This window comes from Halodesulfovibrio oceani subsp. galateae (assembly GCF_055397225.1).
In genome coordinates, this window is record NZ_AP042453.1 from 3682772 (window position 1) to 3698574 (window position 15803).

10 protein-coding genes are annotated in these 15803 nt (G+C 46.9%); 7 read left to right on the plus strand and 3 right to left on the minus strand.

Features of this window, described 5'->3' with window-relative positions; all coding sequences use genetic code 11:
- Positions 1-101 precede the first annotated feature (101 nt).
- A complete protein-coding gene (locus tag ACZ5V1_RS16200; RefSeq protein WP_464389721.1) occupies positions 102-2156 on the plus strand; it encodes a sigma-54 interaction domain-containing protein in 2055 nt (684 codons plus the stop codon).
- Between the two features lie 982 nt (positions 2157-3138).
- Here the strand turns inward: ACZ5V1_RS16200 and acs are convergent.
- Positions 3139-5136: an acetate--CoA ligase gene (gene acs, locus ACZ5V1_RS16205; protein ID WP_464389722.1), complete on the minus strand. Its 1998-nt coding sequence runs from the start codon at positions 5134-5136 to the stop codon at positions 3139-3141.
- 482 nt (positions 5137-5618) lie between these two features.
- Here acs and ACZ5V1_RS16210 point away from each other — a divergent pair, with 482 nt between their 5' ends.
- Entirely contained in the window at positions 5619-8336 is a 2718-nt protein-coding gene (locus tag ACZ5V1_RS16210) for a bifunctional acetate--CoA ligase family protein/GNAT family N-acetyltransferase (protein ID WP_464389723.1), read from the plus strand.
- Between the two features lie 285 nt (positions 8337-8621).
- Here ACZ5V1_RS16210 and ACZ5V1_RS16215 read toward each other — a convergent pair whose 3' ends face one another.
- Together ACZ5V1_RS16215 and ACZ5V1_RS16220 are read right to left on the minus strand one after the other, a co-directional pair.
- Positions 8622-8897: an HU family DNA-binding protein gene (locus ACZ5V1_RS16215; protein WP_160716556.1), complete on the minus strand. Its 276-nt coding sequence runs from the start codon at positions 8895-8897 to the stop codon at positions 8622-8624.
- A 297-nt stretch (positions 8898-9194) separates the two neighbouring features.
- On the minus strand, positions 9195-10175 hold the full coding sequence (locus ACZ5V1_RS16220; RefSeq protein WP_464389724.1) for a YbgA family protein: 981 nt from the start codon (positions 10173-10175) through the stop codon (positions 9195-9197).
- A 125-nt stretch (positions 10176-10300) separates the two neighbouring features.
- Between ACZ5V1_RS16220 and ACZ5V1_RS16225 the strand changes: the two genes are divergently transcribed.
- The 5 genes from ACZ5V1_RS16225 (at position 10301) to leuC (ending at position 15636) form a co-directional block, all read left to right on the plus strand.
- Positions 10301-10939 carry an HAD family hydrolase gene (locus ACZ5V1_RS16225; protein WP_160716560.1) on the plus strand — a complete coding sequence of 213 codons (639 nt, stop codon included), beginning with the start codon at positions 10301-10303 and terminating at the stop codon, positions 10937-10939.
- A 134-nt stretch (positions 10940-11073) separates the two neighbouring features.
- Positions 11074-11721, plus strand: coding sequence for a phosphatidylserine decarboxylase family protein (locus ACZ5V1_RS16230; RefSeq protein ID WP_464389725.1), 648 nt, complete (start codon positions 11074-11076; stop codon positions 11719-11721).
- Between the two features lie 61 nt (positions 11722-11782).
- Positions 11783-12532: a CDP-diacylglycerol--serine O-phosphatidyltransferase gene (gene pssA, locus ACZ5V1_RS16235; RefSeq protein WP_464389726.1), complete on the plus strand. Its 750-nt coding sequence runs from the start codon at positions 11783-11785 to the stop codon at positions 12530-12532.
- Between the two features lie 321 nt (positions 12533-12853).
- Positions 12854-14374, plus strand: coding sequence for a 2-isopropylmalate synthase (locus ACZ5V1_RS16240; protein WP_464389727.1), 1521 nt, complete (start codon positions 12854-12856; stop codon positions 14372-14374).
- A gap of 5 nt (positions 14375-14379) precedes the next feature.
- Positions 14380-15636 (plus strand): 3-isopropylmalate dehydratase large subunit, encoded by a 1257-nt coding sequence (leuC, locus tag ACZ5V1_RS16245; RefSeq protein WP_464389728.1) that lies wholly within the window; start codon positions 14380-14382, stop codon positions 15634-15636.
- Positions 15637-15803: the final 167 nt, after the last annotated feature.

Sequence of the window (15803 nt, forward strand, 5' to 3'; positions counted from 1 at the left end):
GGACTGCGCTTGCGCAGTTTACGAGTTGTCGCGGGCATGAGAGCCGGAGAGTGCGTGCTTTTCGGTTGATGACGTCGTACTTATAAGCAAAGTTGGGTGAGATGGTAGAGCATGAAGCATTTGTTTCTCCAGATAAAAACAATACACCGGAGAGCCGGCAGGCGTTGTTAAAGATTCTGGAGGCAGCAACAGGAATGGGGCATTTTGGATATCGGCTAAGTGAAGTTGCCGATGTTTCAAGCATGCTCACGGAAATTGCTGCCAATGTAGAGGCTATCCACCCTTTTAAGACGATGGCATTTTTGCTGGTGGATGATGAATCGCATGATTTTGTTATGTCATGGTGTTCATCCGAAACAGAAGAAGCCAGCATTACCGATGCGTGCCGTAAGCTCATGGAAGACCATATGTTTTCCTGGGCGCTGCGCCGCAATCAGCCTACGACTGTCACCTCCGAAGGACTTGGAGACGTGTTGCTGCATCCATTACAGACCTCTTCAGGGCCTGTGGGGATGTTTGTGGGCGTTTTGCAGGGCGACGAGCCGGCAGAAGATGTCTCGTTTTATCTCCTTTCTATGACGCTTGTTGCAGCAAGCATCGCCATTGAAAACTTTTTTCTCTACAAGCAGCTTTCTGAAAGCAACAGCGAACTGGAAGGAAAAGTTACCAGCCGTACAGAAGAATTGAGCGCTTCCAATAGACAGCTCAGACGTACCCTTCAAGAAAAAGAAACATACAAACAGCATTTAGAGTTGCTGTTCTCGTCCATGCAGGACGTGATGATTTCTGTCGATCCGGAACTTACCGTGCAAAGTATTAACCGTGCGGGTGAAGATCTGTTCGGTGTTATGCAGGATGATGTTGTGGGTAAGCTGCTGCCGCAGGTTATGCCTGACCTTGCATTGCGCTGTGATGAATTTTTCCACGACGTGCTTTCATACGGTGAACGGATTGTTGAAGAACGAGTCGAGTTGCTGCTGGATGCTGACGCAAGACATATCTTTATGATCAACTGCTCGCCGTTTGCATCCGGTGCTGATGGGCAACGTGGCGCTATGCTTATGCTGCGCGACATTACCCGCCTTGTTACTCTGGAAGAACAGTTGCAGGAGCGACGTTCCTTCAAGAACATTATCGGTACCAGCAAAAGTATGCTCAACTTGTATTCAATGCTTGAAAACCTTGTTGATCTGGACACAACTGTTCTTGTTACCGGTGAATCCGGTACGGGCAAAGAGCTTGTGGCAGAAGCGTTGCACCATAACGGTGCCCGTGCAGACGGGCCGCTTGTTCGTGTGAACTGCTCAGCGTTGTCTGAAAACTTGCTGGAAAGCGAGTTGTTCGGTCATGTTCGCGGAGCATTTACCGGTGCAACCAAAGATAAGGTCGGTCGTTTTGAAGCTGCTGAAGGCGGAACAATTTTCCTTGATGAAATCGGTGACGTATCATTACGTATTCAGGTTCTTTTGCTCAGATTCCTTGAGTCACACGAATTTGAACGCGTGGGCGATACAGTAACTCGCAAAGCTAACGTACGTATTGTGGCTGCAACCAATGCAGACTTACAGCAGCGTGTGGCGCAGGGCGTGTTCCGTTCAGATTTGTTTTACAGACTGAATGTCATGAACGTGCACCTTCCGCCGTTGCGTGAGCGTCTGGATGATTTGGCGCTGCTGGTGCAGTTCTTTATTGATATGTTCAACGATACTCTCGGGGTTTCTATCACCGGTTTATCAGAGCAGGTTATGCAAGTTTTCATGAACCATTCTTGGCCGGGTAACATTCGAGAATTGAAACATACTATCGAGCATGCTTCTATTCTTGCCCGAACCGGACGTATTACGCCGGATCACCTGCCTGTACAGATTCTGGGTGCAGATCCGTTGTCCAGTTCTGATACTGTTCGTTATCCGCCGTACGGTGGTGGTTATGGCGGCGGGTATGGTTCACATTACTCCCCGCAGCCGCTTATCAGCCCGAATGCCTATATGCCGGCTTCCATGCAACAGGCGCGTGTGCCTTGTCATACCGTTTCTGTTGAAGAAGTTCAGGCAGCGATTGCTTCTGCCAATGGCAACAAAACAGCGGCAGCTAAATTGCTTGGTATGGGCAGAGCGACCTTGTACCGAAAATTAAAAGAGCTTGGTTTGGGATAATTATCCCGAAATAAAAATACTGAAGGCGTCTCAGGATGTCTCAAAGTGTCTCATGAGACGTCTCATGAGACACTTTTTTGTTTTCATCACTTTTTCTACAGATCATAACCAACTGAAATATTATAATTAATTAATTTTGAAAAGTTGGCATTGTGCTTGCTATAATAGAAACACAAAGACTGCTCGTCACAATGCAACAGTTGACGACGGGATTACAAATTTCGGTCAGCAGTGTCCTATACGATACTGTACTACGCCTGAAGGTGTAAAATCTTCCGACAATCTTGGGGAAAAGGTTGTTTGAGCCCCGCTGGGGAATAGTAAGGCTCATGGAAGATTTTGCACGCATTTGTCTGCACCTCAGGGTGCAGAACAGGGGATAGCCGGGTGAAGATTTATCTTCATCGGGGCACGGGGGGGTATAGTACTCAAACTATACCACAAATAGAGTAGGTAATATCTCACTCTATTTCGCAGAAGAATCTTTTGATTTTGTGACTGCGGGGGAAACTGATGGACGGTATTACCGCCACAGTTAACGCAACATACTGCGAGAATGTTATTCGGCTAAATAGCCGTTAGTGAGTGCTATAGAAAAAAAGCTGAGTATCTGTCTCGATACTCAGCTTTTTTCTGTAACCATTGTTTAGCGATTTATAGAAAAATTTCATCGCTCTTCGCTGGTGAATCAGAGCATACCGCGTTACGCCCGTTGGTATGCTCTACTAGATAACATTTCTGCACATGGAATCGTCTCATTCCGTGTGCAGAGTTTGTTATCAAAAAAAAGCACTGAACAAATGTTACCATCTGTTCAGTGCCCAAAATTAATTCAAAGGGGGGGAATGCTATGAATGTTTTCATGCATCCCTTGAGCAAAGGTACGCAATCAACACCTCCAACATGTGCTGATAAGCTGTGCACCATTGAAGCAGTCAGATTGCGTCCTTTGTCTCCGGGAAGAGCGGTAGAAGGCTGAAGCCTAGCTTCCAGTCAGCTCTGTACGACCCTCAACGAGTTCGGTGATGACACTTGGGTCGGCCAAAGTGGATGTGTCACCAAAATCGCCAGTGCTTCCTGAAGCAATTTTCCGCAAAATTCTCCGCATAATTTTACCACTTCGAGTTTTTGGCAGTTCTTCTGCAAACTGCAATACTTCCGGCGTAGCAATCGGTCCGATTTCTTTTCGAACCCAGGTGCGAAGTAACGCGCGCAATTCTTCAGTCTCATCTTCATCTGCCTTTAAGGTCACGTAGGCATAAATGCTTTCACCTTTGATAGCGTGCGGCATTCCTACTACTGCTGCCTCTGCAACCGTAGGATGAGCAACCAATGCTGATTCAATTTCAGCTGTGCCCATACGGTGACCGGATACGTTGATTACGTCATCAAGGCGCCCCATGATCCAGAAATAGCCGTCACTATCTACGCGAGCACCGTCACCGGATTCATACATTCCGGGGAATTTTTCAAAATAGGTGCTTTTGTAGCGTTCCGGATCACCAAAGACGCCGCGAAGCATACCCGGCCATGGTTTACGGATAACAAGATGTCCGCCTTCATTCGGCTCGGCATCTGTTCCGTCAGAGCGCACGATCCGAGCATCAATTCCCGGAAGTGGAAGAGTCGCAGACCCCGGTTTGAGTGGAGTCGCAAACGGGAGTGCAGCAATCATAATGCCGCCTGTCTCTGTCTGCCACCAAGTATCGACGATAGGAGTTTTACCTTTGCCTATTTCATCGTGATACCACATCCATGCTTCAGGGTTAATCGGTTCACCAACGGATCCAAGTACCCGCAATGAAGAAAGGTCGTGGCGTTGGGTCCACTCTGTTCCTTCGCGCATAAGGGCGCGGATAACTGTCGGGGCAGTGTAAAAAATAGAAACGCCGAATTTTTCTACGATGTGCCAAAAACGATCCGGGCTAGGGTAGCTTGGAACACCTTCAAACATAACGGTTGTGGCACCGAGGGACAGCGGGCCATATACGATGTAAGAATGACCGGTAATCCAGCCGATATCAGCGGTACACCAGTACACGTCGGATTCTTGAATATCAAAAACCCACTGTGATGTGTGCGCTGTATAGGTAAGGTACCCGCCAGTAGTATGCACAACGCCTTTTGGTTTTCCTGTTGATCCACTTGTATACAGAATAAACAGCGGATCTTCAGAATCCATAGGCTCGCACTCGCAGAAAGGCTTGATGTCAGGCTGTTGCATTGCCTGATGCCACCAGATATCCCGCTCGTCCGTCCATTCCAGTTTGCCTTGTTCTGCAATACCTGCACGGTCTACAACAACAACGTGTTCAACACTCGGGCAGGATTTCAGTGCATCGTCTGCATTAGCTTTAAGGGGAATTACGCGACCGGAGCGTAAAACAGCATCTGCGGTAACAAGCACTTTTGCTTCACAATCTATCATGCGACTTTGCAGGCTGAGGGCAGAAAAGCCTGCAAAAACGATTGAATGCACTGCGCCAATACGAACACAGGCAAGCATGGCAATGGATAATTCCGGAATCATCGGCATGTACAAGGCTACTCGGTCGCCTTTGCCTACTCCGTATTTTTTTAACACGTTAGCAAATTTACATACTTCTTCGTAGAGTTCCTCATACGTGAATGTAATTACATCTCCTTCCGGCTCCCCTTGCCAGATAAGAGCTGCTTTATCCTTACGGCCAAGTCCCAGATGTCTATCAAGACAGTTATGAGCAACGTTCAACTTGCCGCCGGTGAACCAGCGGATGTCCGGTGTGTCCATGTCTGCTTCAAGCACACTGGTGAACGGGGAGAACCAGTCAAGCAACTCATTTGCCCGTCCCGCCCAGAACCCTTCATTGTCTTCAATAGAACGCTTATACTGACGCTCATATTCTTCCAGGGACTGGATATGAGTTCCTACGCCTACGGATTTAGAAGGGGTGAACAGACGCTGCTCATCTTGCATGGAAATGATGTTGTTTTGGCTCATGGGATTCTCCTCGAAATAAATGGTGACATCATACGGCAGTGGTCTTCCAGATGCTTCTGCATCGCATGTTGACCCGAAAATTTGTATGTTCCGGTTGTGGCGTATACTGGTGCTGCAAGGAATAGTATTCGCCACAACCGCAAACAAACCATAAGGGAAAGGTGGAAACATTTTATATGTAACCTGCGAGAGCATTTCGGTTTGTTAATGAACAACTGCACTATGCAACCATCTGTTTCAAAAAAGACATTCTTTTTCGGTGAACGGTATGAATCGAAAGGTGAATAACATGGCTACCGGTAAGCGGTAGAAAAAGGCACAGTGAATGGCATGGCAAAGGTATGGTTGAAGGCTGAATTCAAGGGGGCTGATTTTGCAGAGGTAAAAGCAATACAACTGTTTGAACTTACCATGAGTTTCAACTACAGTGTTTTTTACTTGCTGTTGCATAATCCCAACCGGAACCAATCGTAGGAGTCTGTGTGAGTCATTCGACGCTAAAACAGATGTTTCGACCGACCTCTGTGGTAATAATTGGTGCTTCTGAAGAGTCTGGAACCCCTGCCAGTGACTGCATGCAAAATTTGCTCGGCGGTACATTTCTGGGGCCAATACTTCCGGTTGTGACACAGCCGGATTCGCCGGATACTATTTTCGGTCAGCCTGTTTACACTGCCATTGATACACTTCCTATTACACCGGATCTTGCCATCATTTGCGTTGATGCAGACGAGGTTCCTTATTACATAGAAGAGCTTGGTAAACGTGGAACACAGAACGCTATTCTGTTTTCTTCCGGTTTTTCACGGTTCAACACAAAGCAAGCCACTCGTAAGCGTGAACGACTCGTTGCGCTGGCGCATAAATTTTCTGTACGTTTGCTGGGGCCTAACGGGCTCGGCTTCATCAATCCTTCCCTCGGCATTAATGCCAGTCTTGCTTCATCTCCATTTACCACGGGCAAAGTTGCCTTTGTCACACAGTCAGATTCCCTGTTTACCTCTGTGCTCGATTGGGCAGTGTCCAAATCTCTTGGCTTTTCTCACGTAATTTCTCTCGGAGATGTGCTAGATGTGGGCTTCAGCGAAGTGCTGGATTATCTGAACAGAGACATGAATACCCGTGCCGTGCTGCTGTACCTTGAGTCAGTCGCCAATGCCCGCGAGTTTATGTCTGCTGCGCGTGCGCTTTCGCGTTCAAAGCCTGTCATCGTTGTTAAAGCGGGCAAATCCCATGCGGCAGAGCAAGCTGTGGCTGCACATACAGGCATGATTCTGGGTGCGGACGAAGTGTACGAAGCCGCATTCAAACGAGCCGGTATGCTTCGGATGGATTCCATTGACTCTGTTTTTGACACCATTCAGGCGCTTGCATGGTCAAAGCCTCTGAAAGGTAAACGGTTGGCTATTGTCACAAACGGTGGAGCACCGGCATTTATTGCCACTGATCTGTTGCTAAAGGGAGGCGGAGAGCTTGCTGAGCTGACAGACGAAGCGTGTCAGCATTTGGACGACGCACTCGGAAGCAGCTGGTCGTATTGGAATCCATTAGTAATTGATGCCAAGGCCGATGCTGACATGTACGCCAACGCCATAAAGCCGTTACTGCGTGACAGTTCTGTGGATGGCATCCTCGTTTTGCATATCCCTACAGCCGGTGTGGACAGCGCTGCTATTGCTGAACAGGTAGTAAAAACCTGCAAACGCAGTAAGAAGGTTATCCTTACAAGCTGGCTTGGTGGAGGCGATGGCGACATAGCGCGAAACATATTTTTCAAGGCAAAGGTGCCTTCCTACGTTACGCCGGACAGTGCTGTGCGTACCTTCCTGTATCTTGTGCAGTACAGAAGTAACCAGATTAAACTGGCGGAAGCACCGGAGTCGCGTCCTGATAACAAAACAGACGTGCTGAAAAGCCGCGCGATTGTTTTGCAGGCGCTCGAAGAGAAACGCCAGATGCTAACAGTGCAGGAAGTGGAAGCACTGCTTGCCGCCTACGACATTAACTGCATCACTACACGCAGTGCTGATTCAGTAGAGCAGATTGCAGCCATTGCAGATGAGGTGGGGTATCCGCTGGCGATCAAAGTGATTTCGCCGGATATTTTCCGTAAGTCACAGGTCGGCGGGGTTATGCTGGATATTCAGGATAGCGCTGAAGCTACAGCCGCTGCTGAATCTATAGTAATGAATGTTGCCCAGTATCAGCCATTCGCACGCATTAACGGTTTTGCAGTCCAGCGAATGACGCAGCGTTTGCGTGGGGTAGAGCTTTCTATTGAAATCGAAACAGACCCGCAGTTTGGCCCTGTAATCCGTTTCGGGCAGGGTGGCTCTCTGGCGCATATTATACAGGATACGCAAACAGAGTTGCTACCGTTGAATATGAGCCTTGCAAAAGAGCTTGTAGCATCAACACATGTGAGCAAGCAGCTTGTGGGTAACAAAACAGTTACAGGCGTGGATACGCAGGCTGTATATGAAATGCTTGTATCTATTTCACAGATGCTGATTGATATACCGGAAGTTTTTGAACTAGAGATCAACCCCGTGCAGGCTGATTCCAGCGGAGCGTTTGTTTTTGATGCTGCCGTCCGTGTGGCGTGGACAGATATGGGTGGTGCAGATCAGCTTGCGATTTGTCCGTATCCAGCTGAACTGGAAGAAATTATTCAGGTGGGTGAAGACCTGACTGTTCGTCTGCGTCCTATTCGACCTGAAGATGAACACGCCCACTGGGATTTCGTGGAGAACCTCAGTCCGCAGGACAGGCGTTTTAGGTTCTTTGGTAATGTTGGCGAGCTACCGCGTTCTGAAATGGTTAAGCTGACACAGATTGACTACGACAGGGAGATGGCGTTCATTGTTCAGACTATTCCTGAAGAAGGAAAAGAGCCTCTTACCATCGGGTCTGCCCGTGCTATGATTTCACCGGATAATGAAACCTCTGAGTTTGCAGTGGTTGTTCGCAGTGACTGGAAGCGCAAGGGGCTGGGGCGCATGTTGATGGCGCATCTCGTGGACTATCTGCGTTCCCGTAATACAAAGCAGATTACAGGCGAAGCTCTTGGCGATAATAAGAATATGGTCGAGCTTGCGCGATCCCTCGGATTTGTAGTCTCAAAAGACTTTGATGACGATACGTATCATTTCACGCTGGATTTAAAAGATGAAAATGGAGAGCCTGACGATGGGCTTTAGCCGTAATTCTTTTCAATAAAAAAGCGCCCCGTTGCTATCAGCAAACTGGGGCGCTTTTTTTTGAAAACGGAAAATAAAAAGAGTGGGGCTCGCATGCTCCACTCTTTCTTTTGCTTTGCATCGTATACTTGCGAATTCCACAGGAAGGCGAACGCTAATACGAATGTGAGATATTGTCCGGCGCTATTGCTGGTAACCGCACCATTGTGCATATGCTGCACAGCGCAATTCAGCCGGAGTGTGTGTCTCAGGTTGCAAAGAGTTGGTCTACAGGAAAAAGAAACTCTATTTGTTTACCATTTCTTTGAGTTCTTTCCCTGCACGGAAAACAGGTAACTTTTTAGGAGATACCTTCACACTTTCACCGGTTTTAGGGTTACGGCCTTTGTATCCCTTGTACTCTTTCACTTTAAAAGAACCAAATCCACGAATTTCAACTCTGCCTTCTTCGACAAGAGCTTCTCGGATGCTGTCAAAAAAGACATTTACAAGCAGTACTGCTTCATCTTTAGACAGGTTATGATCCTCAGCCATCAACTTAACAAGTTCGCTTTTATTCACAAGAACCCCCTATGGAATATCGATTCGTAATTTTGTCCACGATATTAGAGTAGTACCTATTCACCGCCATAGTGACAAGGGGGTGATGGTTATTTCTTCTGTTATTCAAAGGGGTTTTGTTTATAAAACTATAAAACGTACGATCAATGAAGCGTAATGCTTGCATATTCTGACGTTGAAAAAATAGTTCAATTTATAGTGCTAGTTGCAATATATCATCAAACAAACCGTTAGAAGTAAGCAAAAATGCAGTTGGAAAAGACTACGTCCCGTTAGTATAACGGGACGTAGCAGTGTTTAAACGTGGTTTCGTAGCTTCAATTCTATTGGATGTGGCTTCAAATACCATTGCGATGACAAATATTCTTCATCATATTTTCGGACATAATGGTTACACAGAGTCAGCGGAACAATAAGGGGCACTAATTGGGAATGGTATTGTTCGATAACTTCCTGAAGTTCTTTTTTTTCGTCAGCGGAGAGCGCTTTTTTAAAATATCCGGCGATGTGCTGTAGTACGTTTGTATGTTTTTTGACCGTCGTTTTTATCTTAAGGGTCGTGAGTAATTCATTCTGATATTGCTGGAGCAGCTCTAGCGTGTCCATTTGCTTACCGTGTGCTACCAATGAGCCCATGGAGCGGTAGTGCTCGACGCTATGGGACATGAGCAGTAATTTATGGCGAGTATGGAATTCTACCAAATTACGATATGCAAACGGTTGTTTGAGCATCTCTCTCCACCGTTGAAGGGCAAAGATTTGTTCAATAAAATTCTCACGAAACGGTGCGTCGCAAAGTCTTCCTTCTTCTTCTACAGGAAGCAGCGGAAAATGTTCCATAAAGGCTCTGGCAAAGACTCCGATACCTTTTAAGCTTGGCGGACCGGCATTCTTGGCTTCTTTCGGATCAACATCTTTATATACTTTTACCCGCTCCATGCCGCTGGAAGGGGATGCACGTTTAAAGACAAATCCACACAAGTGTTCATTTTCAAGTTCTTGAACCCTTTGCGCCGAAAACTCTTTCATCTGTGCTGTGTGATCCAGAAATGTTTTGTTTGTAACAAGTCTCGGGTCTTCAGGTTTTCCTACAAGGCGCATCGCTTCTCGAGGGATGCCGAGACCCATTTCAACCTCAGGACACACGGGGACGTATTCAACATATTCCCCTAGTGTATTCACAAGCCATAAATCTTTTTTATGCCCGCCATCAAAGCGAACAGGATTGCCAAGTAGGCAGGAAGAAATACCAATGCGAATTTTTTTTGTGTCCTGCATGTTGCTCTTTCCTCTTTGAGGTATAATATTATGTCTAAGAGTTCGTATTAAGATTGGCTCAGTTGCGTTGTGTATGCAAATATAAAAATTATGAAATGGTGCTTACGTACATTTGGAGTTTCGTTATGACCACTGAACTGACTCAACCAATAGATGTTGTATTTTTCGATTTCAGCGGCGTGTTAGCTGATGAAGGTTTTGTGGAGGGATTGCGTAAAATTGCTGCGCGTAACGGTTTTGATCAGGACGAGTTTCAGTCCGTAGTTACCGAAATTTGTTATGAGGGCGGCTACGCGACCGGCAAAGCAACTGAAGCGGAATTTTGGGAAGAAGTACGCAAAAAGACAGGGTTAGTTGAGCAAAGCGAATTGTTGCATCTGGAAATTTTGACAGGATTTGCTGTGCGATTATGGATGCTTGAAGTTGTGGATGTTATTCGCGCAAGCGGTGTAAAAACAGCCATTTTAAGCGATCATACCAACTGGCTAGAAGATCTCGACTTTGAACATTCTATTTATTCCCATTTTGATAGGGTGTTTAACTCGTACCGTGAAGGTATCTCCAAACGTTCTCATGATTATTTTCATTACGCCTTGCGTGCAATGGATGTGACTCCTGAGCGCTCTTTATTTGTAGATGATAATCCATCGAATTTATTGCGTGCTGGTGAAATTGGAATACAGACACTGCTGTACGATGAACATGACAAAGTTCTGGAACGTCTTCAGGCGTTATTCCCGAATGTCATCTTCCCTACAGTATAATAGCGTGAGTGGAAGGATGCGGATGAGAGTGCCACACTCTTCAAAAGTTGCGTTATAGATGAAAATTGCATAACGTGTCCGCTGATTTTCAACAAACAAGCAAGTCCGGAGTTTTTGTCCGGCAGAAATATATCATGAGAAAAGCAACAAGCGGCCTTACCCCGGAAGGTATTCCTTCTTTAGTGTTGACCGGTCTTGGTACCCTTGCATTTGCCATTATGGGCTGCTGGGTACTCTCCACTGTATTTTTTATTCTTTTCTGGTTCAGCCTGCACTTCTTCCGCGATCCGGAACGTGTGACACCAACCGCTAAAGGCCTTGCTGTAAGCCCTGCTGACGGCAAAGTAATTAAAATTACTCCAATGGAAGACCCGTTTACTGGTGAGCGTCGTATGTGTGTTTGTGTTTTCATGAACGTTTTTAGCGTACATGTGAACCGCTCCCCGATTGAAGGCACTGTTCGTGGTATTAAATACTTCTCCGGAAAGTACTTAAATGCCGCATGGGACAAGGCTTCAAGCGACAATGAACGTTGTGCATATGACCTTGAGCATGCCGATGGCAGCCGTTGGACAATGGTACAGATTGCAGGCCTTATTGCTCGCAGAATTGTGTGCCGTGTTGACGAGGGAGATGCGTTAACCCGTGGAGAACGTTACGGAATGATCAAGTTTGGTTCTCGGGTTGACCTTTACTTACCAGAGGGCTATGCTCCCTCCGTTGCTATTGGTGAGCAGGTGTTTGCAGGTGAAACTGTAATTGCCAGCAAAGACGAAAAGTAATATTCTTAGCAAAGTTCATCACCAATAGATATTTTCGATTTTAATAAGGAAGCACATAAACATGGATCAATCAAAAGCCCGTAAGGGTATTTACATTTTGCCTAACCTTTTCACCACCGCGAGTCTTTTTTCAGGATTCATGGGGTTGATCTGGGCATCTTCGGGCAAATTTGAGCTGTGTGCTGCTGCTATTATATTCTCCGCTATCATGGATGGCTTAGATGGTAAGGTTGCACGTCTTACTGGCACTGCCAGTGAATTTGGTGTGCAGTACGACTCATTGTGTGACCTCGTAGCGTTTGGTCTCGTACCAGCCTTTATGATGTACTCAATGTACCTTAACCAGTTTAACCGTCTCGGCATTGCCGTTGCATTCTTGTTTGCAGCATGTGCTGCTCTCAGATTGGCGCGTTTCAACGTATCCACAGCAGTGGTTCCTAAGAAGTTCTTTATCGGACTTCCTTCACCTGCTGGCGGCTGTGCACTCGCTGCTTTCGTATTCTTTACCCAGTACATTCCTGCTGAACTCTCTAGTATTGTCCCTGCGTTTGCGTTGGGTCTTACTTTTGTTGCAGCATTCTCAATGGTTAGCCGCGTACGTTACTTCTCCTTTAAGGAGTACGGTTTCGTTAAGGCTCGTCCATTTAGCACCCTTGTATCTGCTATTCTTATATTTACGCTAATTGTTAGCGAGCCGAAGCTACTAGGCTTCATTATTATTGGCGGCTATATTATTAGCGGACCTGTGTATACATTCCTATTTCTATCACGCAGGTCCAATAAGTTACTGGGTGACCTTTCCGAGAGCTAACAGCACGGAGGAAAGGCACGGCGAGTAACACACCGCCCCCTAGCCTTTACTCTTAAAGTACAAGCAAACCAAGCTCCGGTTTCTTCTACACAGAAGGAACCGGAGCTTTTTTCATATTTGGAATAAAACTTAACAATTATGTTATAAAAAGGAGCCTAAATCATGCATTCAGCATACGTCACCAAGCAAATGAACCGATCGAAGAACGAATACCGTCCGTTTGGCCCACTACTATGTAATCTACTAGCGAACTAAGTGAGGTTTTTGTGAAATTAGTTTATGAAATAGAATAAAAAAAGAATAACTCCACAGGAGAATACAATGTCCGATCGCTTATACATTTTCGATACCACTTTGAGAGATGGAGAGCAGTCTCCCGGCGCAACAATGAACCAGAACGAAAAAATTCGTCTTGCGCGGGAACTCGAGAATTTGGGTGTCGATATTATGGAAGCAGGTTTTCCTGCTGCAAGCCAAGGGGATTTTGAAGCAGTTCGCAAAATTGCACAGACCATTAAGCATTCACAGGTTGCTGGTTTGTGTAGGGCGATGGCGGCGGATATTGATAGGTGCTGGGATGCAATCAAAGACGCAGAGCATCCACGAATTCATACATTCTTAGCAACCAGTCCGGTACACATGGAGTACAAGCTCCGTAAGACACCGGAACAGGTTTTGGAAATGACAGAAGCGGCTGTAAAACACGCAGCAAAATACACCTCTAACATTGAGTTTTCTGCAGAAGATGCATCCCGCTCTGACTGGGATTTCCTCGCAAAAGTTGCAGAAACAGCAATCAACGCAGGCGCAACCACCATCAACATTCCTGATACCGTGGGGTATGCACAGCCTCAGGAATTTGGCGATATGGTTCGCTACGTGATTGAAAACACCAGCAACAGCCACAAAGCTGTCTTCAGTGTGCATTGTCATAACGATCTCGGTCTCGGTGTGGCAAACACCCTTGCTGCGATTAATGCAGGTGCAAGACAGGCAGAAGTGACTATCTCCGGTATCGGAGAACGAGCAGGTAACGCAGCGCTCGAAGAGCTCATCATGGCGTTACGTACTCGCAGTGATTACTACGATCTTGAAACTCAGGTGAAGTCTGAACAGTTGTTCCCGACATGTCGCCTGCTCTCAATGATCATTGGTCAGCCGATTCCTTCGAACAAAGCCATTGTTGGTGCAAACGCATTTGCGCATGAGTCCGGTATTCATCAGGACGGCATGCTCAAAAATCGCGAAACCTACGAGATTATGACCCCTGAGTCCGTAGGCCGTGAAAAAACAGACATCATCCTCGGTAAACATTCCGGTCGTAACGCCATTAAAGGCAAAACGACTGAACTCGGTTACCCATTGGAAGATGACGAATTACAGATTGTTTTCGAGGCCGTTAAGCGCCTCGCGGATAAAAAAGAGAAGGTTTACGACGCAGACATCGAGGCAATTATCCTTGAAGAAGTCTACCGTATTCCGGATAAGTACAGACTGGTACATCTCTCCGTTCAGTCAAGTGATGTGGGAGTGCCACCAACCGCTGCCGTTGTAATGGAAATTAACGGTATCCGTAGGGAGCACACTACATTCGGCGCAGGTCCGATTGATGCAGTATTCAAAACTATTTCCCAGATCGTAGGGCGCTCACCAAAGCTCAAACGATACAGTGTTAACGCCATCACCAGCGGCGGAGATGCACAGGGCGAGGTAACCGTACGCCTCGAAGAGAATGAATGCAGCACAGTTGGACGTGGATCCGATCCTGACATCATTGCCGCTAGCGCAAGAGCATTCCTGAACGCATTAAACAGACTCGATAAAATGAACTCGGAGGGTTAACAGTCATGGCGCACACACTCGCACAAAAAATATTACAGAAACACACTGATCAAAAAATCGAAGGAATCGGACAGATCGTTCAATGCGACGTTTCTCTGGTTCTTGCAAACGATATCACCGCACCGCTTGCCATTAAATCATTTAAGGCAATGGGCGCAAAATCTGTGTTTGATAAAGATAAAGTGGCTCTCGTAATGGACCACTTTACACCGCAAAAAGATATCGCTTCCGCAATTCAGGTGAAAAATACACGTGAATTTGCGGAGGAGCAAAACATTACGCATTACTACGAAGGTGGCGATTGCGGCGTAGAACACGCTCTCTTGCCAGAACTCGGACTTGTAGGCCCTGGTGACATCGTAATCGGCGCAGACTCCCATACCTGCACCTACGGTGGTCTCGGTGCCTTCGCAACAGGCCTTGGTTCAACAGACGTAGCGGGCGGCATGGCACTTGGTTCCACATGGTTCAAAGTACCGCCAACAATCCGCGCCATCTTCAACGGTGAGCTTCCTGAGTTCGTTGGTGCAAAAGACTTAATCTTGCGTCTCATCGGTGAAATCGGTGTATCCGGTGCGCTCTACAAAGCGCTCGAATTTGGCGGTTCCACAATTGATGCCCTCAGCGTTGAAGGCCGTATGACCATTGCTAACATGGCAATTGAAGCCGGTGGTAAATGCGGACTTTTCCCAGTGGATGCAAAGACTCTTGAATACACCGCTGCACGTGGTCGTAACGACGAACTGCTCGCACCGGACGAAGGCGCAGAATACGAACGTGTTCTTAACTTCGACGTATCAAACATGTCACCAATGGTTGCATGTCCGCATTTGCCGGATAACGTGCATCCAATTGAAAATGTCGAACCTAAAAAGGTCGATCAGGTCGTCATCGGTTCCTGCACCAACGGTCGTATCAGCGACTTACGCGAAGCAGCAGCCGTACTTAAAGGACGCAAAGTAGCATCTCGCACTCGTACAATTGTACTTCCGGCAACGCCTACCATCTGGAAACAGGCATTGCGCGAAGGTCTCATTGAAACCTTCATGGAGTCAGGCTGTATCGTAGGTCCTGCAACATGTGGCCCTTGTCTCGGTGGACATATGGGCATCCTTGCTGACGGTGAAGTAGCAGTAGCTACTACCAACCGTAACTTCAGAGGACGCATGGGCAGCCTTGAGTCAGAAGTTTACCTCTCAAGCCCTGCCGTTGCTGCGGCAAGTGCTTTAGCTGGTGAAATTGCTGATCCTCGCAAGGTGTAGTTGTTATTTTTATTGATGCCTCCGGCGGGTCTAGGACGTTTGTGTCTCCGACGGGCAAGGGCTCTGCCCTGCACCCGCAAGGGGGACGCCCCCTTGACCGCGAATAGGTGAGTGGTGGTTGGAAAGATAGAGGCACATCGAGATGTTGATGTTGTTTCGGTTTCAAT